The sequence below is a fragment of the Paralteromonas sediminis genome, from assembly GCF_003820355.1.
Lineage (GTDB): Bacteria > Pseudomonadota > Gammaproteobacteria > Enterobacterales > Alteromonadaceae > Alteromonas_F > Alteromonas_F sediminis.
Genome location: NZ_RPOK01000004.1, coordinates 156,473 through 173,706, shown reverse-complemented (window position 1 = coordinate 173,706; position 17,234 = coordinate 156,473). Strand labels below are relative to the sequence as shown.

At 41.9% G+C, this 17,234-nt stretch carries 15 protein-coding genes and 1 pseudogene; 5 read left to right on the top strand and 11 right to left on the bottom strand.

All coding sequences use genetic code 11. The features are described from left to right. Positions 1-3 precede the first annotated feature (3 nt). Genes DRW07_RS12940 through DRW07_RS12920 form a run of 5 tightly spaced genes read right to left on the bottom strand, consistent with a single transcriptional unit; the run spans position 4 to position 6,738 of the window. Positions 4-1,068: a FemAB family XrtA/PEP-CTERM system-associated protein gene (locus DRW07_RS12940; RefSeq protein WP_124028351.1), complete on the bottom strand. Its 1,065-nt coding sequence runs from the start codon at positions 1,066-1,068 to the stop codon at positions 4-6. Beyond that, complete coding sequence (locus tag DRW07_RS12935; RefSeq protein ID WP_124028350.1) at positions 1,061-2,083, bottom strand: polysaccharide deacetylase family protein; 1,023 nt, start codon at positions 2,081-2,083, stop codon at positions 1,061-1,063. The genes DRW07_RS12940 and DRW07_RS12935 overlap by 8 nt, the downstream gene beginning before the upstream one ends. Further along, positions 2,076-3,188 (bottom strand): glycosyltransferase, encoded by a 1,113-nt coding sequence (locus DRW07_RS12930; RefSeq protein WP_124028349.1) that lies wholly within the window; start codon positions 3,186-3,188, stop codon positions 2,076-2,078. The genes DRW07_RS12935 and DRW07_RS12930 overlap by 8 nt, the downstream gene beginning before the upstream one ends. Beyond that, on the bottom strand, positions 3,188-4,147 hold the full coding sequence (locus DRW07_RS12925; RefSeq protein WP_124028348.1) for a glycosyltransferase family 2 protein: 960 nt from the start codon (positions 4,145-4,147) through the stop codon (positions 3,188-3,190). Before DRW07_RS12925 ends, DRW07_RS12930 begins: the two co-directional genes overlap by 1 nt. Next, positions 4,144-6,738, bottom strand: coding sequence for a hypothetical protein (locus DRW07_RS12920; protein WP_124028347.1), 2,595 nt, complete (start codon positions 6,736-6,738; stop codon positions 4,144-4,146). The genes DRW07_RS12925 and DRW07_RS12920 overlap by 4 nt, the downstream gene beginning before the upstream one ends. Positions 6,739-7,025: 287 nt before the next feature. Between DRW07_RS12920 and DRW07_RS12915 the strand changes: the two genes are divergently transcribed. After that, complete coding sequence (locus tag DRW07_RS12915; protein WP_124028346.1) at positions 7,026-7,862, top strand: THxN family PEP-CTERM protein; 837 nt, start codon at positions 7,026-7,028, stop codon at positions 7,860-7,862. A gap of 290 nt (positions 7,863-8,152) precedes the next feature. On the opposite strand, the pseudogene DRW07_RS12910 reads toward DRW07_RS12915, so the two are convergent. After that, positions 8,153-8,386 (bottom strand): annotated as a pseudogene (locus DRW07_RS12910) (transposase domain-containing protein); the annotation flags it as partial. A gap of 207 nt (positions 8,387-8,593) precedes the next feature. Further along, a complete protein-coding gene (locus DRW07_RS12905) occupies positions 8,594-9,277 on the bottom strand; it encodes a hypothetical protein (RefSeq protein ID WP_124028345.1) in 684 nt (227 codons plus the stop codon). 293 nt (positions 9,278-9,570) lie between these two features. Here DRW07_RS12905 and DRW07_RS12900 point away from each other — a divergent pair, with 293 nt between their 5' ends. Then, the gene (locus tag DRW07_RS12900) at positions 9,571-10,431 is read left to right on the top strand and encodes an ATP-grasp fold amidoligase family protein (protein WP_124028344.1); all 861 of its coding nucleotides are present in this window, start codon (positions 9,571-9,573) and stop codon (positions 10,429-10,431) included. Positions 10,432-10,523: 92 nt separating this feature from the next. Then, on the top strand, positions 10,524-11,606 hold the full coding sequence (locus tag DRW07_RS12895; RefSeq protein WP_124028343.1) for a glycosyltransferase family 2 protein: 1,083 nt from the start codon (positions 10,524-10,526) through the stop codon (positions 11,604-11,606). Positions 11,607-11,613: 7 nt separating this feature from the next. On the opposite strand, the gene DRW07_RS12890 is transcribed toward DRW07_RS12895, so the two are convergent. From DRW07_RS12890 to DRW07_RS12880, 3 genes are all read right to left on the bottom strand, one after another. After that, on the bottom strand, positions 11,614-12,702 hold the full coding sequence (locus tag DRW07_RS12890; RefSeq protein ID WP_124028342.1) for a GNAT family N-acetyltransferase: 1,089 nt from the start codon (positions 12,700-12,702) through the stop codon (positions 11,614-11,616). Between the two features lie 91 nt (positions 12,703-12,793). After that, positions 12,794-13,636 carry a PEP-CTERM/exosortase system-associated acyltransferase gene (locus tag DRW07_RS12885; protein WP_240630627.1) on the bottom strand — a complete coding sequence of 281 codons (843 nt, stop codon included), beginning with the start codon at positions 13,634-13,636 and terminating at the stop codon, positions 12,794-12,796. A 64-nt stretch (positions 13,637-13,700) separates the two neighbouring features. Beyond that, complete coding sequence (locus DRW07_RS12880) at positions 13,701-14,426, bottom strand: YdcF family protein (protein WP_165870494.1); 726 nt, start codon at positions 14,424-14,426, stop codon at positions 13,701-13,703. Between the two features lie 61 nt (positions 14,427-14,487). On the opposite strand from DRW07_RS12880, the gene DRW07_RS12875 reads away from it, so the two are divergent. Beyond that, positions 14,488-15,273 carry a S1 family peptidase gene (locus DRW07_RS12875; protein WP_124028340.1) on the top strand — a complete coding sequence of 262 codons (786 nt, stop codon included), beginning with the start codon at positions 14,488-14,490 and terminating at the stop codon, positions 15,271-15,273. Between the two features lie 86 nt (positions 15,274-15,359). Further along, entirely contained in the window at positions 15,360-16,376 is a 1,017-nt protein-coding gene (locus DRW07_RS12870; protein WP_124028339.1) for an NAD-dependent epimerase, read from the top strand. On the opposite strand, the gene DRW07_RS12865 is transcribed toward DRW07_RS12870, so the two are convergent. Then, the gene (locus DRW07_RS12865; protein WP_124028338.1) at positions 16,373-17,200 is read right to left on the bottom strand and encodes a patatin-like phospholipase family protein; all 828 of its coding nucleotides are present in this window, start codon (positions 17,198-17,200) and stop codon (positions 16,373-16,375) included. The genes DRW07_RS12870 and DRW07_RS12865 overlap by 4 nt on opposite strands. Positions 17,201-17,234 lie beyond the last annotated feature (34 nt).

Genomic DNA, 17,234 nt, shown 5'->3' with positions numbered 1-17,234 from the left:
CGCCTACAAACTAATATAAGGTCTTAAAAACGCGCCAAGCTGCGTGGCTAAAGAAGTCGGCAGTTTACGCCAAGCACTCTCGATGCCTGAACGAAGCGCGCCTTTTTGGCCACTTGAATGTTCAGGCAGTAAACTGCCTTTACTATCAAAGGTTTGCCATTCCAATAATTCAGGCTCAGCGCCCCATTGTTTCTTGAATTTAAAGGTGCCTTCGTTAAACGTAGAGCGGCCAAAGTCGAAATGCTGAATGTGATTGTCGGCACAATGCGACAACACTGACCAATATAAGAGCATATTGGGAGCGAGCTTGTTGAATGCCTGAATGGTCGACGCCCATGGTATGCAAGCACTACTACCATTTTTTAAAACAATGCCCGCGCCAATGGGTTGCCGATCCGTGTAAACAACACTGATAAGGGCATTGGTCTTGTAGGCAGCAATCACAGCCTTAAACCATTTCTTGGCATGAGCTGGAGAGCCAAGATCGCGCATATTTGTACTGTACACATAGTAGAAGTCGTCAATCAGCTGCAAAGAAGACCTTGTTTTGAACGTGAGACCATTTTTTTCTGCCTTCCTTACTTGGCTTCGAAGCTTACTCTTAAACGATGCCATTAATTCATCTGAGGTATCGGGCAGCGAAAGCATCATTCGGACCTTTTTTCCATCTAGCGTTTGTGCCTCTTGCGTTTCCTTTGATATTGCCCTGATTTGTGTAGCTTTGGCACCTGTACGCTGAGCAAGGGAAATAGCGCTGTCCAACAATTGCTTTTCTACATGCTTATTGTCCGCAATGATGAAGCCTAAATCGCAGTAGGGTAGTGAAACTAATCGATTGCTAATCAAAGGAACTGAAAAGTCTACCATGGGCAAAACGCCCAACACTTCTCCATTACTATTTCTGGCAAGTAGTCCAGCAATAGTTTGCTTATAGCTGTTTTCTACTGCCTTCATCCAGTCAAATCTGTGATAGGGAGTGGCACTGGGATGCTGTTCAACGTAGGTGTTCCAGGCAGCTTCGTCTGAATAAACAGCGCGGGATACATCAATAGATAGCGGTTCATTCATAAGCATTCTGCCATGTTAAAAGTGCCTCTGTATCGCCAGTTTGTTGTAGTAACCTAGCGGCTTCTGTAATGGTAGAGAAAGTAACATTAGCCTGGCCCTGGAGATGTTTTACTGTTCTCGCTATGCGATCACAAATAAGAGAATACGCTTCATGGTTATTTAATAAACCGGTCACACCGTCTATCAAACTTGAACTGTGTAAATACATGTGAATGACTGGATGTTGGTTCTTTAGGCAAACATCAACCAGAGTACACATATCGGTCGCACGGGTTAGTTCTGGGCTAAGATATATCTTTCTTAGCGCGTGCGTGTGCCACAACAAACCAATGGGTTTAAACCAACTAATAGGGGGCGCTGAAAGGGTATTGTGCACCTTATTTGCAAAATCAAAGCATGATCGATTAAACCCGGCACTAACAGGGATTTCCACAAGGTTCCGTTGAGCGCCAGTCACAAGCGGGTTGTCAAAGCTGGGGTAATAAGGTATTTCTGGGGCCCCTTCACACGTAAAATATTCATTTTTGTAAAAGGGATAAACACTGGAATCTACCTGATAACCTCTTGTCTCTAAAAGCTTTAACGTGCGTCCGTCTATGCCCCAGCGTCCGCTGCGAAAAGAGCGGGGTATAACTTGAAACTCTTTAATCAGTTTCTCAGTTAGTGCATCCAGCTTTGCAATGACTTGCTCGTCGGGCAGGTTAATAACATGAGATTCTAACTCTGTGGTTTTTCCATAATAGGGAGGGTTACACCATGGGTGTAAATGCGCACCAATTTCAGCATAACGGCTTCTTGCAATATCCTGCATAACCGTTTTTGAATGCTTATTTGCTGCAACGGCATAATCGACAAAATAGGTGGTTTTAATTCCTAACCCTTCACAAAATGTTAGAAAGTCCGGTAATTTGTCTACGTTGCGAACTGAAAAGTTATCATCGGGAAACTCATCGTCCCAGGACCACTCCTCTTCTGTGTCTATGGTCAATACAAATATAACGTTTTGCTTAGCCATGTTTCCGTTCGTTTAATAAGCGTGTAAACAAGGTGGTGTATTCATTAGCCATGCGCTGAGCGGAATAATGGGTCTCTACATAGCGTCTCGCATTATCTGCCAGTGTTTTTGCTTGAACCGTGTCGTCTAGCAAGGCTTCCCAGTCAGCCAGTATCTGCTTTTTATCATGCAATTTTGCCAACAAACCGGTTTCATTGTGTGTGATAAGCTGATCGATGCCGGGGATATCATAGGCACTGACAGGAATGGCCATTGCGCAGGCTTCCATCAAACATCGCGGTATACCCTCGAGAGTCGATGTCATCACAAAAAGGTCAAAGTCTCTTAGTAGTTGAAGCCTGTCTTGTCTAAACCCGAGATAAGAAATTGCATCTTGGCTTTTTAATGTTTGAGCATAAGCTTCCAGTTTTGGCCTGTCTTCACCATCACCCAGCAACAACAAAGTAATATCTTGTCTTTTTGCATACAAGGCATCAAAAGTATCCAAAATATCAATGATATTTTTTCTGCTAATCATTTGCCCCACAAAGCCAATGGTTTTAATCGCGTCAGCAGGCTTTTTCTGCTTAGTCAATCTAACCGCCTCAACTTCCGACAAATCAACACCATTTTGTATATAAGTAAGATTTTCTTCTTTTACTTTGAAGCGCCTTGCGTCTCCCATGAGTTGCTGGGACAAAGGCGCAACATGGTCTGCATAGCGCATAGCCTGACAACCCGCCCAAATAAACAGCCGCAATTTAATATCATCAGCGTTCTCAAAACCGTGTGGCGTAACAACACACGTTATACCTGCTTTTTTTGCCGCCAGTACACCAATTATGTCGGACTTGTAACCATGAGTGTGCAAAATATCGATGTTGTTCTTTTTTATGAGCTCAGCTAGTCTTTTGACGACGGAGAGGTCGAAGCGACTTTTCATTGGAAGCTGATGAGTGGGCCCGATCTCCTTGAAATGTCTGACTAGTTCAAGATCTTCTGTTCCCGGTTCCAATGTAACAACAAGCTCGCTCTGAGTCTCTTCAGGTAGGTGTTTCGATAAGGCCAGAATCCATCGCTCTGCGCCATAGAATCCTGTCGAACATATAAACTGCAATACTTTCATTAATTGTGTGAACTCGTTGATATTTCGGACCAAAGCCCGTTAATTGTGCCTATTGCCCTTGCAGGGAAATACGCAATATAGAAGTAGATGCAGTGCCACAGCGTTGTTTCTTCCCTAACCAGCCATTTAAGTCGAATAGCGTATACTAAAATGGGAACAAAAGTCATTAAAAGTGCAATGGCAGCCATTGAAAAGCTGCCCATAACAGCCGAACCAATCGTTAATATTGCGAAAGCGCAGGGCATTAATGGAACAAAAAATGACGGCCATTCTGAGAGTGGGATCTTTCTGCCTTTAATGGAGGCCAGATTTGATTGTCCCCGCCAAATCTCTTTTTTGAACATTGGCCTAAACGCCTTGTCTTCGCCAATATGCACGTAGTGTGTCTCGCTGGTGTAATACAAGCCACCAAGCTGGGCTACACGCTCAGTGAAATAGTAATCTTCACAGGTAATTAGGTGCTCTGGAAAGCCACCTACGGCGTCAAAAGTCTCCCGTTTTAAGAACAAGTTCCTGCCAGGTAGGAAGGTCACAGTTGTATCTAAATGTGCATTACTTAGCGCTGTTCTGATACGTTCTAACGGCGGCGCAAAGGCCGAATTAACCTGCATGGCACTTGCTAACACTATGCCTTCTCGCTGTAACGTCGTCAGCATGGTAAGTAGCCAATTGGGCGCTAAATCAATGTCTGCATCTAAAAAAGCAAGGAAACGTCCTTTGGCATGGGACACGCCAAGATTTCTGCTTTTTGAGATAGTTTGTCCGTCCTGACTAAATACTATCTCAAGTGGGAGTGTTGCCTTCATGGCCTGTAACGCATCGCTCGCTTCAGTATTTTGGCTTACAACGATAACTTCTATGGTGTTGCCATTTAATTCTAGGGCTTGGATACTGGCCAGTGTCTGCAACAGCATGTCATCCCTTCCTTTGTGCGGGATGATGAAAGAAATATCCGTCATGGCTTACCTAAAAATCGTTGTAGTTGGGGGAAACGCCGCACTAACTGGCGACGTTCTCTAGACAAAGAAAAATGTAGCAATGTATTTTTGAAGAATGTTGCAAAGGTGTCAGTGCGGTATGTAAAGTCAGTGCGCTCGAGGTTATGTTGTGACCAGAGAAAACACTGTAATCCCATTTTTTCGTACTCTGCATAGTGAGCATTTTGCATCAGCAGGCATAAAACCCGAGTGGTCTTAGTCTCTTCTGACGAGGATAGGCGGGTATAAATGCCTTGTTTAAACCGCGTTATTTTTTCTTGGCATTGCCCCTTTTCTGATTGTGATAGAAAGGGAAGAATAAAGCTTAATACACAGAGTTTTCTGCAATCTTGTGCTGTCCAGGTTTGGTTCGGAAATTCCAATATATCAGCCTTGTCTAAATACAAGTACTCGTGCTCAATCATCCACTTGCCGTAATGTAATAAGCTGTTAATTATGGCGATAGTGGCTGCACAAGGGGCATTGTCAGAGTGTGTTTGTAAAACAGACAGGTAGCGACAAACTGACTGACAGAAAACGGTATAGAACCACGTGTTTTCAACATTGCTCAAATCTCTGCTGGCTAGGTCATCCCGATAACTAAATGTGCTCAGAATGACGTTTTCAGCTTTGCCCATGAAGGCTTGTTTTCCGGTAACTTCGTAGCTGTCAATAAGTGCATTGATATAATTGGCCGTGCCGCGGTCTAGTGGATATTGACCAGTAATCACATCTTTTAAATCAGATCTGCTTCGGTTTCTACAAGCTAAGACTAACGCCATTAGCGTATTGTCACCCTCATAGACAGTTTTAACCCACTGGCATAATTTCAAAACGGCCTGTTTTGATGGAGGATATTGCGTCAGCAAATAATGCAGTGCCAGCCCTTGGGTGTAACAATGCTGACCACCTGGGCCACCGCCACCTGCATGGTCGTCATAAACATTACTGGGCTGATTTGCTGAGTAGGTTCTGTGCGTCGCCGTGTAAGCCTGAACATAGTGGTCTGTGTGCCAAAATAATCCACCTGAATATTCCGGCTTATCATCCTTGGTGTGGTAAATATCAATATCGGCAACGTGTTTTGCTAAATGATCAGCTAAAACAAACCACTGCCGATCGCCTGTTTTGAGCCATTGCGACAGCATGCCAAAAATAGGATCATACTGATTGTTATAATGAGAGATAAAATATGCAGAGTCTTTGTCCAATGCCCGTTCATGATCTGCATAGAGCTCTCCGAAATTACGCCAACCAAACATATCAACGGATTTATTTTTCTGTTCAAAGCCAGCTTTGCCATCCAAAGCCACATTGATTAACTGGTTAAGCGTCGCGTCAGTTTCGCCACCGTGCATACTGGCAATTGCATGCGTAGACGCGACATAATCTGGGTCAATTTTTGCTAATAATGCGCGGCATGTTCCTTCAGTGTGAGAGATCGTAAACGTGCGGGTTTTTTGTTCTCCGGGTTGGAGTTCAATAGGCGGACTGCTCTCAGCACCAAGCAGTGACAAAGATAGCCTTTGCTCTTCTATTAAAAGCTGCGAGGGAAAGTTCTGCCAAAACAGATCAGGCGTTATAAAGCTCATATTTTCTGCACTTTCGCCTTCCACTCTCAAACTCGGTGATGCAGTATCACCTTGTTCAGTAGCATGACCGTTATTTACTAATTTATATCCTTTGAACGGCAAATTGACTTTATTGCTTTTATCTACATGGATTGGGGAAAGCCAGTCATCTCCGCCGCTGGAAGCCTGATGAAGACAAGTCTTACCTTCCGAAAGCTGCCACTGGGCGCTCTCTGAAGTTTTTAAAGAAACCTTGCCTGAGTGAGCAGACTTAAAGCACCAGTTTATTGCTTTGATATTAATACTGTTTGGATCGCCCAAATCCCATTTGCCATTAGGGTGAACCGCTGCGGCAGGGTTTGTTATTGTAATTGCAACGTCAATGTCGCCGTTTATTAAGTTAATAGAAGTGCGCGCTGTTACCTTAACCTGTTTATCTATGTCTGTTGTAACAACGCCAATTTGTGTAATTTCAGCACAAATATAGTGGTGCTTCGAACGATAGACATTGAACTCACATTCAACGACGGCTTCATCCAAATGCGAAACAGGTTCGGCAAACAGGTATTCCAGTGATGACCCGGTGATAGACGGTGTCGAAATGTTTAACAGTTTACGCTTATCAACAATAATCTCGCCTTCTCCAGTAGCAATGTGAAGGCAATGACCTTTTTCTTGAATAGGATAAGTAAGGGAGTGAAAATCTATAACCTTGGCTTTGCGCAAATACAAAGATTTCTGTTGCTTAGCGTCCAATGCTATCAGGGTTTTGATACCAAGCCACTTGATACTGCCATCAGGCCACAAGGTTATCGGTGTAAAAGCGGCATCAAATACCTCAGATGTTGCCGCGTCTATCAGCTCTATGGACTCAATATGCCATATCAAGCCTTTCTGCAGAGGAATTCCAGTTCCCAAAAGTGAGTCGCTCAGATGGAATGCGCCTGCATTAGTGACTGTCAATATATCTGCCAGATGGCTAAGATTACTCTGAGCTTCCATTACTGCTTCGATGTCTTTTTATTCGCATAATTTTCGCCGATGATACACGAATGAATGGTAACTAATAAACATTTGGCTTACTGGCAGGATTAGTTGCCCTTCATGCTTTGACGCGTTTGTTTAACTATGAATGAAAAATAATGTCAGGAAATTTTACAGGTCGTAAATAATTTCTGTGTGAAAAAATGTTAAATTCATTTAAAACAATCACTTAAAAACTTGGCATTCTGTTTGCTATGTTTTTTGTGCGTCTAATTTTTTGTATTTAAGAACACAGGACAACGGAAATGAAAACAGCAAATAAATTAATCGGAGCACTTGCAGCATCAATGCTTACCTGTGCTTCTGCACAAGCTGCACTTATTACTGAGTGGGGCTTTGAATTGGATTCAGCGTTTACTGATTACGTAGGTGGTCAAAATATCACTGAAGATAATACTAATGCTTTCTACAACGCCCCTACTTATGTTGCATGGGGAACAGGCACAGATAAAAATCCTGGCCTTCAGTCATCATTCAACCTCGGCGCTGGAACTAACGGTAACCTTGTTGGGGATGTAGATACTAACGGGGCATTCGTAGACACACTTGAGTTAACTCACAACAACTGGGAAATTAAATCAGGCGGAGCTATCACTGGAGCGACATTGTCAACGCGTCTAAGTTTATCAGCTAAGGCAATTGATGGATTTCCAATTGATCCGATTCTTTTTCCTGACCTGCCACAACAGATTTTCGATATTAATTTCAAAGAAACTAAAAACAGCGGTGACTGTGTTGTTGACGATGATGGCCCAAAATGTAGCGATATTTTAGTCATCAATATAAACGATGCGGGTGGTTTTAACCCAATTTCAGGTGCTTTTGAACAATCTTTCGTAATAGATGGCTACAAGTACACTGCACAAGTTAAGCTTGACGGTTTGACAACACTTGAAGATTCTGTGTGTGCTGCGGCAAATGCAGGTTCTGGTTGTATTGGTTTGACAACAAAAGAACAGCAGTCTAACTCTTTCCAAGGTTCTTTCGCTATTGCTGCCACGTTTGTTTCAGAGCCTGCTGCGATTGCTCTACTGGGTTTGAGCCTTATCGGTCTTGGCGGTTTCCGCCGTTTTAAAAAATAATTTGGCGTTAATAAAAAACCTCCCCTTTTTGGGTAATGCCGTTCACTTAAGGTGAGCGGCATTCTTCTTTTTAGCGAACGGGTATCGACTTTTCGATACTTTCAATACCCTCGGTTAGCTTCGTTCTCGTGTCCCTTATAGCTTAAATTGGCTTGCATGTCTTTCGATATCTAATATCAGTTTATAGGGATATTGCCCAGGGCATAAATCTGCATCTGAGTCAGTTTGTAGATAATATGCGAGGACTCTCTGAAGCTTAATTGATTAGGGAATACGCAGTTGAGTGACTTAGCCATTAACACCACACAATCGACCTCTTGAGGTAGAACAATATCCAGCTTATTAATCAACTGTCGGACGGACTCGGTCCTGAACACTAACATGCCAATGACTGCCCATATCATGGTATCCATGGGAAGTTTGCGTTTGCGCAACGTCGCCACACCATTGGAGCCTAAACAGGCTTGAGCGACTTCTGGCTCTAGCACATCGGCCAAACTGCAAAACTCAGTGAGACGAGAAATCGATGTGCGGGCGAGCGCTTCTAGAGATCGGTCAACCGATCAGAAAATTATATTTCTTAACTGTTCGGCATTACCCTTTTTGGAGAGTTTTTATTCCTTAATTGCTATCTATACCTGTAGCGCATGTATCATGAGAATAAATGCAGATGTGTGCATCAACGGGCATAATAGTTCAGACACTCGTTTCAGAATTTACCGTTGAGCTTTTTAAAAAACTCTTTTTAACAATCCAAAGGGAGAGTAATCTACTTTAGCATCAACTGTTTTAGATATTTGACAAGGCTTACAAACACCGCATGGCTTTTCAAAAATAGGCGTATGACAAAACCAAGTATCGAGCATAAGCTTGTCAAAGCTGTGCTCTTTGGCAATGTCAGCCATTTCTTGCTTTTTGATGTGTAGTACAGGGAACTTATAGTATTTGTAAATTTCCAAATCCTTATTGAAGTTTTCTTTTAATCTAGCGTTTTCTGTCGCAAAGTCCACCATGTTTTCAAGCATAAGCTTCTGCAGTTGGCTTTGATGGTTGTGTTCATGACTTTGAATTGATAGCTCAAGATCATTTAATTGATGTTGTTCCGCAAAAAGTGCGAGCCATTCATATTGAGTTCCCACGTGCATTTTAGATTTTAACGAATTATATGATTCAGAAATTGAAGCGTTAGGCTTAAGCTCCCACCTATAATATATCTTCGTCGGCAACAGCTTGCTAGTACCAATTTTTTCTTTAACTTTTAAATAAATTTTTCTTATCGCAAGGAATTCTTGCCTAGTCGACTTTCTATTGTGGTCCACAATGTAATAAGGTTGTACAGTCTCATTATCAATAAAAAGAGCTTGTAACAACCTAAAAGTTGAATCCCAACCGCCTGTCCATAAAATATTTTTCATAGTTCAAATTTGCCCATAACCTAATATGTTGGGTCATTACTCGATAATTAAGCTTTGAGTTTATCGACAGTGGCTATAGTGGTCAATAAAACTCTTACAGGTTTCATGCCTTATGACTTTCGCTAATCGCCGAAGATTCAAGTTTGTAATCAGAGAGTTATCTCACTCGATGAGTGGATGCGTGAATAAGGTATAAAGGTACGCAAAAGTTCAAAAAAGTACCAACAAAAGTATATAGCTAAAACCAACGATCTGTTAACCTTCGAGAGGTTTTAAATTATTGACAAGCGTTTATGCAAAGCTTTATCAGTTCTTTTCTGTTCGCACTATCAAATAGACTGCGATACTTAAAATCTTCACTATTGTTCAAAGTAAGATTTTACAAGTATCACGGCTACTTTCCCGATTTAAAGAATCCACAAACATTCAGTGAAAAGCTGTGTTACAGAAAGTTCAAGGGAGATGCAGTTGAGTTTTCTAATATCGCAGATAAGTTTGCTGTAAGAGACTATGTCACGAGAATAGTGGGAGAAAACTATTTGATACCATTACTCGGGGCATATGATTTTATCGATAGTCGTATATGGGAAAATTTGCCTTCTTCTTTTGTTTTAAAAACGTCGCACGGTAGTGGTGAAAGGCATGTTCATATAGTTAGAGATAAGAAGAGTGCCAATGATATTGAGGTAATTAATCAAATAAACGAGAGCTTAAAGGAAGATTTTGGGCTGGTAAGTTTGCAGCCTTTTTATAGTGTAAAGAAAAGACTCGTATTAATAGAGGAATTAATTGGGCATGGTGATATAGACGACTTCAAGTTTCACTGCTTTCAAGATGAAGTCTTTATACAAGTTGATATCGATAGGCATGTAGGACATAAAAGAGCACTATATGATCGAAACTGGAATAGGCTCGATTTTCATCTTGGTACATGTACTAGAGCAGAGGTAGGAGTTCCTAAGCCAAAAAACTTAGAAGAGATGCTGACTATTGCAAAAAAATTAGCTAATTCAATGGCATATATTAGAGTCGATTTATACAATGTAGACGGAAAAATCTATTTTGGAGAAATGACCATTGCCCATGGAAACGGCATGTCTCCTTTTACTCCGACTGAAATGGATATGGAATGGGGGAGGTTATGGAGAAATTAAAACGGTGCTCTTTCCTATTCAAGTTTATAACTACAACTTTGTTTGGACCGAGATGATTTTCGTCACTATAGGTATTTTTGGGGAGTGAAATAATGAAAGATGCACCAAGGATTTTATTGGCAGGAATTGCTAAAAACGAAGGGGCTTACCTACCTGAATGGGTTTTTTTTCATTTGAATTTAGGGGTGAAAGGCATAGTCGTATATGTCAATAATACTGACGACAACTCAACTAAAGTTTTGGATAAGTTAGGTGAGCAATATCCTGTTAAATACAAGGTCGTCGATGGTATAGATGGTAATGATGATGAACGTTTACTCAATATGATTGGTGATGATTTTAGAATGAGAGCTGCTTTACATTCTAAAAGCTATGCAGATATTTACTTAAATACTGACCCAGAAGAGTATGACTATATACTTTTTCTCGACATTGATGAGTTCCTCTGTTTGGATAAAAGTATTGAATCGTTGGCTAAGACAGAAATCTTTGAATTTCCAGTCATCCACTTTCAATGGTTTGCAGCATCGGGTGACGATGTTCCTTTTTCACTGCTTGATAAACAACTCAAAGGCGAAATGGACCAGTTTACTAAATATATGGTAAAGACAGGGAGTCCAGATATGAAACTTTATTCTTCTCATATAGCACGATTGTCGTGTGGAAGGTTCAAAGTTTCAGATTCAGGTGTAATAATTCACAGGGTGCTTAGATCTAAAAAGGAGTATTTGGCGTTGATAGCACGTTCTAATCCCTCAAACAGCAATTTGGCTAACGGATTCAAGCTGAATCGAAGAGGGTGGACCAACAAAGGTAGTAAAAATTTACCAGCCAGATTTAGTTACCTTTTTGAGAACTATGAAACTAGGTTTAAGGGTTTTTGTCATTCATGTGGTATCGAGCAAGAAATCGAAACGGCCAGGGCCAATGTCTTAGATAGAGCTGCTGCGGTGGAGCGGAATATTGAAGCCCTAAATTTACAAAATGAACAACTTGGTAGGGTACTGGCTGGCACAGGTCTTAAGCATTTTAGTTTCCTAAAGTGGCTCAAATCTGAGCTGAAAGAAAGAACTATCCGGGCTCTTTTCCATAGTCTTGTATTGCAACACATTCCAATAATGAGTCAGATAAAATTTAAATTGGGAATATATAAAAAAGATAAATTTTTAGATTAGTTTCTATTTAAGATAAGATAATTTTTATTTTTCTTAGTGTGTTTATTAACCTGTTTTTGACATTTTCAGGCCTGTTAGTGATATAGCAGAGCTGATATTTTTGACAAGCCAAACTCTGCTTATACTGATTGTCTCCACCCATAAAGTCATATAGCAGATAACCTTTTTCTGCATAGTAACTTACGGCAAAAGAATGCATGACTAATCCGGGTTGAAAGCGATTATTATCATCAAAATAATCAATGGCTGATAAGTAAAAGAAGACATTGGAACCATTCAAAAAGTTATAGAGGTATCCAAGCAGCTTGTCGCCTGCCTTAAATGTGAGTATTTCTACGCAACTGGTCCCCGAAGGGGTCGAAAGCAGGGCTTCGTGAAATTCGACGAAATGGGGGTTATCAAATCCGCTCCCTACAAGGGTGTGTGCCCACCGAGCTTTGTGTATTCTCTGCAATGCAGTCCATTCGGTTTCGTTGATGCCTTGTGCATGCACTTGCATGTTAATTTCGCCGTAGGCTTCTGAAATGTACTTGCGAGCACGTCTTATCTTACTGCGAGTATTGGAGGATAAACTTTTTAAGTAGTTGTCTATATTAGAAAATGTCGGCTCAAGTTTTACTGAGTATCCCTCAACGTAATCGACACAAGATTCAAAACTTGGATGATTGGTCCAACTATCCTCTTGAGCAGTGAGTGCAATAATCCACTCGTCAATATGCTTTTGCTTACAACACCAATTTAGGAAAGCCTCTGTCGCGTGTTCACGGTGACATGGCGCAACTAAAAGATCATTAAATTCTATCCAAATCTGGTCAAAATCTTCTTTACCCGTTCGGTTTAAATACCCTTGTCGTATAGGTAAACCAGCTACACGTCGAGTGTGAAAGCAAACAAACCCAAGGGCAACAAGCTCTTCAGCAAGATATATTTCGATGCAAAGTGGTTTGAGGTGTAATACTTGTTTAAGCCAAGGGCCTATCCAGAACCAATCAAGAAATGCGTTGGTTTCTGCAAGAGAATCGTATAACGCACACCATTTATGTCGAATGCTCTCTGAGTCAAAGTTGTCAATGGCCTTTACCACATACTGCGTCATCTTGATTGCTGTGCTTTCCGTATTCTTTGACTAAAAGTAAACGCCCTTATAATGCACTATTAAATGCAAAAGAAACAAGGTGTGCTTACATTCATGAGGGTAATTGCTTATTGATAGTATTCTTAATGTCTTTAAGCATCATCCTAAAACTGGGTGATAGGCTTTTCATCAAAAGCTCAGCATTAATGTAATAGGGGGCGCGCTGACCGTGATATTCGATTGTCGGGCCAATCTTTATGAATTTAATCCCAATAAACCCCATGCTTCTGGCTAATCGTGGCTCCATCATCACAAAAGCATGGTTAATCCCCATCTTAAAGGCAATAGAAGCAGCGCTCATATATAAACCAATGGCAATAAATGGAAAACAGCGCAACTCAGTCTCGGAGTAAATCTCTTCGTTTATAACACCCGTGGCCGCGCCAGGGTGGGTATCAAATTTACGCCGTCTAAATTGCTCAGGTACCGCTAATCTGGATAATTCGCAGATTTGGGTTCTATCAAGTTTGTCAGGTGTGAACTCTGGGTGTTCAATAGCATCAGCACAGTATTTCTCAATAGGCAGCAATTGTCCCTCCTCGCGTGGAGTAACTAATCGAATCGTGCCGGCGTATGCCTCAGTTGCAATATGTTGAATAAGACAATGCACAGAAAATGCATCGAATTCATCAACTTCCAATCCGTCGGGTTTGACAGGTTCAAATGCTAACTCGTCGCAGTAAACGTTGTGACGAATCTTAAAGACTTCCTGTTGTAGTTCTTTAGAAGTGGCTACCTTGGGTGCTAAATACTTGGCGAAGTGATTTGAAATTGAAGCGGCTTCTCTCAGCTTTTTATAGCTCTTCCATAAGCGATTCACCTTATCGGCTGCGCCCGCAAATAATCCCATATCTTGGTTACCCAAATTTACGCTCACCGGTTGTATTTTCCACATGTTGCACCATTCACACTCATTGCGAACGGTCTAGTTTGAACAAATTACAAACTTGCTGCTTGGTTTATTGTGCTTCAAATTTGTACTTGAGTATAGCAAAGTATTCGTAAAGTGCATGACGTGTCTTTTCAAGGGAGTGAATGGAGGGCATGGCAATGTAAGGGCTTAACTCACCACTGCTGTGAAAGTTAACACTTACTACGTCTGCATGCATTCCTAGCTCGGCGGATAGTGCAGCAACGCGATAGGCATGGGTGGCTGACGTAACAATGATAATGTTATTTTTGCCAACTATCTGTGTGATGCTCTGCAGTTCTTCTCGTGTCGAGCTGCCCTGCCCAATTATGTGCAGCTGTGACTCTGAAAATCCAAACGTACGGTGCAGTGAGGCCGCTTCTTGCGAATAGTTTACGTTTTCGTCTTTAAGAAAGTTTCCACCTGTGAGGAGAAGAGTGGCTCCGTATTGACGGGCCAAATGGTCTGCCATTAGCTGACGTTTTAGTGAGCATTCTGACCATCTGCTTATGGATGGGGATTTTCCATTTGTCTGATAGAAACAAGCCAAAGGCAATATGAAGTCTGCAGACTTATCCTGAACGTATGGCTCAGCACTAAGAGCCCCATGTTCAAGCGGGTAGATGAGAAGATCAGAGATATAGGGCTGGGAAAACACTAACAACCAACAGATAGCCGTGATATAAAAAACTCTGGCTTTGCGCCTGTGGCCAAACTTATGTAGCAAGGCCCCTGCTATGGAGAGAATAAAAGCCAACTGAATGGGTGAAATCATTGCAAGGGCAATGCTTTTTAACAATGACATAAATAGATAATGAAGACGAAAAAAGGAGTAAATGGTGTCACATTATAAAAGAAAGTTCGAGGCTCGCTTTTTAATATTATGTTGCTTGGTTTTAGGGAGTATTCACAGTGTGCACGCTTCCGTCGTCGACACAATTAAACAGGTTACTCCTTCGGTAGTAGCCATTGGCATAAAAACCCCATTGCAATATCAGGGCAGCAAGGTCTTGGGCACGGGGTTTGCTGTAGGTGATGGTTCCTATGTTGTTACCAATTATCACGTTGTATCTGAACCCCTTGCAGTGGATATTGTACAATTTTATGTGGTGTTATCAGGTACTGGGCAAGAGGTGAATGAAATTAAAGCCGAAGTGCTTGCCATCGACCCTATTCATGATATTGCCATTCTTAAAATGGACAGTGAATTACCCCCCTTAAAAATGGCCAGTTCAACCCTTCTCGATGTGGGGACAGATATCGCCTTTACAGGGTTTCCTATAGGGGCAGTGTTGGGTCTTTATCCGGCAACACACAAAGGCAGTATTGCGGCAATTACACCCGATGCTATTCCTGCGCAAAACGCAGACTTACTGACATTGAACATGTTAAAACGCCTTAAACAGCCGTCATTAATTTATCAATTAGATGCAACGGCATTCCCAGGCAACTCAGGGAGCCCGGTGTATGATCAGAAGACAGGTAAGGTGGTTGGCATTATTAACAAGGTGATCGTAAAAGATACCAAAGAGAGCGCACTTTCAAACCCGACGGGTATTTCTTACGCTGTGCCGGTGGAAAAAATAAAGTCGTTAGCTCAAAAGCACAATGTCGACCTGTGATTTGGACCATAGCTATCACAATTGTCATTTTCAACGTGTACAATAGCGGGCAAATCTTTTTAAACATATAAACGGACATTACTTTAATGAAAGTGTTGGTAACAGGTGCAGCTGGCTTTATTGGTGCTGCGGTGAGTAAAGTACTGATCGCAAGAGGTGATACGGTCGTCGGCATAGACAATTTGAATGACTATTACGACGTCAACCTCAAACACGGTCGTTTAGAAGATGTAAAATCCGTGGAAAACGCGCACTTGTTTACCTTCAAAAAGGTTGCGTTAGAAGACAGAACGGCCATGGAGGCACTATTTGCTGAGTCTGAGTTTGATGGGGTAGTGCATTTGGCAGCTCAAGCAGGTGTCCGGTATTCGATTGAAAACCCCCATGCCTATGTAGATTCTAACTTGGTGGGCTTTATGAATATCCTTGAAGGTTGCCGTCATCATGCTATCGCCCATCTCGTTTATGCATCTTCAAGCTCGGTATATGGTATGAGTGAGATCATGCCGTTCAGTGAGCAACATAATGTTGACCATCCTGTCAGCCTTTATGCGGCGAGTAAAAAAGCAAATGAGTTAATGGCGCATACCTATAGCCATTTATACGGCTTACCCACTACCGGTTTGCGCTTTTTTACCGTTTATGGCCCTTGGGGACGTCCAGATATGGCTCCGTTTAAATTTACCAAAGCCATATTGAACAATGACCCTATCGATGTTTATAACTTCGGCAATCACAGACGTGACTTCACCTACATTGATGATATCGTCAATGGTGTTGTGCATGCGTTAGATACAGTCGCCACAAAAGATGACGCTTGGAGTGCTCAGTCGCCAAACCCAGCAACAAGTAAAGTACCTTATCGGATTTACAACATAGGTGCGCAAACGCCGGTAAACCTGATGGACTTCATTGAAGCGATTGAGAGTGCTTTAGGCAAAACAGCGCAAAAAAATCTATTGCCCATGCAACCGGGTGACGTACCTGATACGTATGCGGATGTTCAGGCTTTAATAGATGCAACAGGTTACAAGCCACGAACAACGCTTAAAGAAGGTATAGGCAAATTTATTGAGTGGTACAGAGCCTACTATCAAGTTTAATGTTTCAGCTGCGCCAGTTTGGCAGGTAAAAACTGTTTTACTGTCTCGTAACCAGCGTTGTAAAGCATGGTTTTTTGTTCTGGCGTCATAGCAAAGTCAACGGCTGACATATTTCCCGTGTCAATGACTACGGTGTGATGCCAAAAGTTTGCATGAACATATTCCCTTGATAGCGCAGTCATAAAAGTGCGTATTAACATGGTGATGTATTGAGGCAGCATAAAGCGTTTTCTGTGATCGAATGAAGGTGCGCTTAGCTGACTGCGCAAGCGAAAACAGACATTGGGTGTACCGTCCCCTTGCCAGTCGTTAAACAAGGCATCTTCAGACAAAATAGCGCCGTCAACTAATAGGTGCTTTTTGTACACGGTTGAGCTGAAGATTAAAGGGATAGACATCGAGTACCTTACTGCCTGAGAAATTTTCATTTCCGGTGAGTTTGCTTTATTGAACACGACAGGCCCACCCCCATTTAAATCGGTTGCGATAACATGAAGTGAAAAGTCCAGGTCGGCAAATGTTTTTCCTTCTAGAAGTTTATCCAACCAACTTTCAAACTTTTTCCCCGATGATAACCCGCCATGCAATAACAGCCTTATTAGAGAAAAGTCACGAAATTGTTTGAAGTCAGTGGAAGTAGCAAGCGCCAGTATCTTCTCTAATGGCATTTTACAGGCGTAGAGCGCCGCAACAATAGAGCCTCCGGAAATACCCACCATGGAATCAAACTCCACGTCGATCTCTTCTAACGCGCGTAATATCCCTATATGCGCTGGTAAGCGCGTCCCGCCACCTGAAAAAATAGGAACAATACGTTGAACCATAAAAGGCTGAAAACTATCAAAAATACTGCGTCAT

Coding starts and splice junctions, on each gene's coding strand:
- DRW07_RS12940 (WP_124028351.1), bottom strand. CDS start 1,068: ATGAATGAACCGCTATCTATTGATGTATCCCGCGCTGTTTATTCAGAC.
- DRW07_RS12935 (WP_124028350.1), bottom strand. CDS start 2,083: ATGGCTAAGCAAAACGTTATATTTGTATTGACCATAGACACAGAAGAG.
- DRW07_RS12930 (WP_124028349.1), bottom strand. CDS start 3,188: ATGAAAGTATTGCAGTTTATATGTTCGACAGGATTCTATGGCGCAGAG.
- DRW07_RS12925 (WP_124028348.1), bottom strand. CDS start 4,147: ATGACGGATATTTCTTTCATCATCCCGCACAAAGGAAGGGATGACATG.
- DRW07_RS12920 (WP_124028347.1), bottom strand. CDS start 6,738: ATGGAAGCTCAGAGTAATCTTAGCCATCTGGCAGATATATTGACAGTC.
- DRW07_RS12915 (WP_124028346.1), top strand. CDS start 7,026: ATGAAAACAGCAAATAAATTAATCGGAGCACTTGCAGCATCAATGCTT.
- DRW07_RS12905 (WP_124028345.1), bottom strand. CDS start 9,277: ATGAAAAATATTTTATGGACAGGCGGTTGGGATTCAACTTTTAGGTTG.
- DRW07_RS12900 (WP_124028344.1), top strand. CDS start 9,571: ATGCAAAGCTTTATCAGTTCTTTTCTGTTCGCACTATCAAATAGACTG.
- DRW07_RS12895 (WP_124028343.1), top strand. CDS start 10,524: ATGAAAGATGCACCAAGGATTTTATTGGCAGGAATTGCTAAAAACGAA.
- DRW07_RS12890 (WP_124028342.1), bottom strand. CDS start 12,702: ATGACGCAGTATGTGGTAAAGGCCATTGACAACTTTGACTCAGAGAGC.
- DRW07_RS12885 (WP_240630627.1), bottom strand. CDS start 13,636: ATGTGGAAAATACAACCGGTGAGCGTAAATTTGGGTAACCAAGATATG.
- DRW07_RS12880 (WP_165870494.1), bottom strand. CDS start 14,426: ATGATTTCACCCATTCAGTTGGCTTTTATTCTCTCCATAGCAGGGGCC.
- DRW07_RS12875 (WP_124028340.1), top strand. CDS start 14,488: ATGGTGTCACATTATAAAAGAAAGTTCGAGGCTCGCTTTTTAATATTA.
- DRW07_RS12870 (WP_124028339.1), top strand. CDS start 15,360: ATGAAAGTGTTGGTAACAGGTGCAGCTGGCTTTATTGGTGCTGCGGTG.
- DRW07_RS12865 (WP_124028338.1), bottom strand. CDS start 17,200: ATGGTTCAACGTATTGTTCCTATTTTTTCAGGTGGCGGGACGCGCTTA.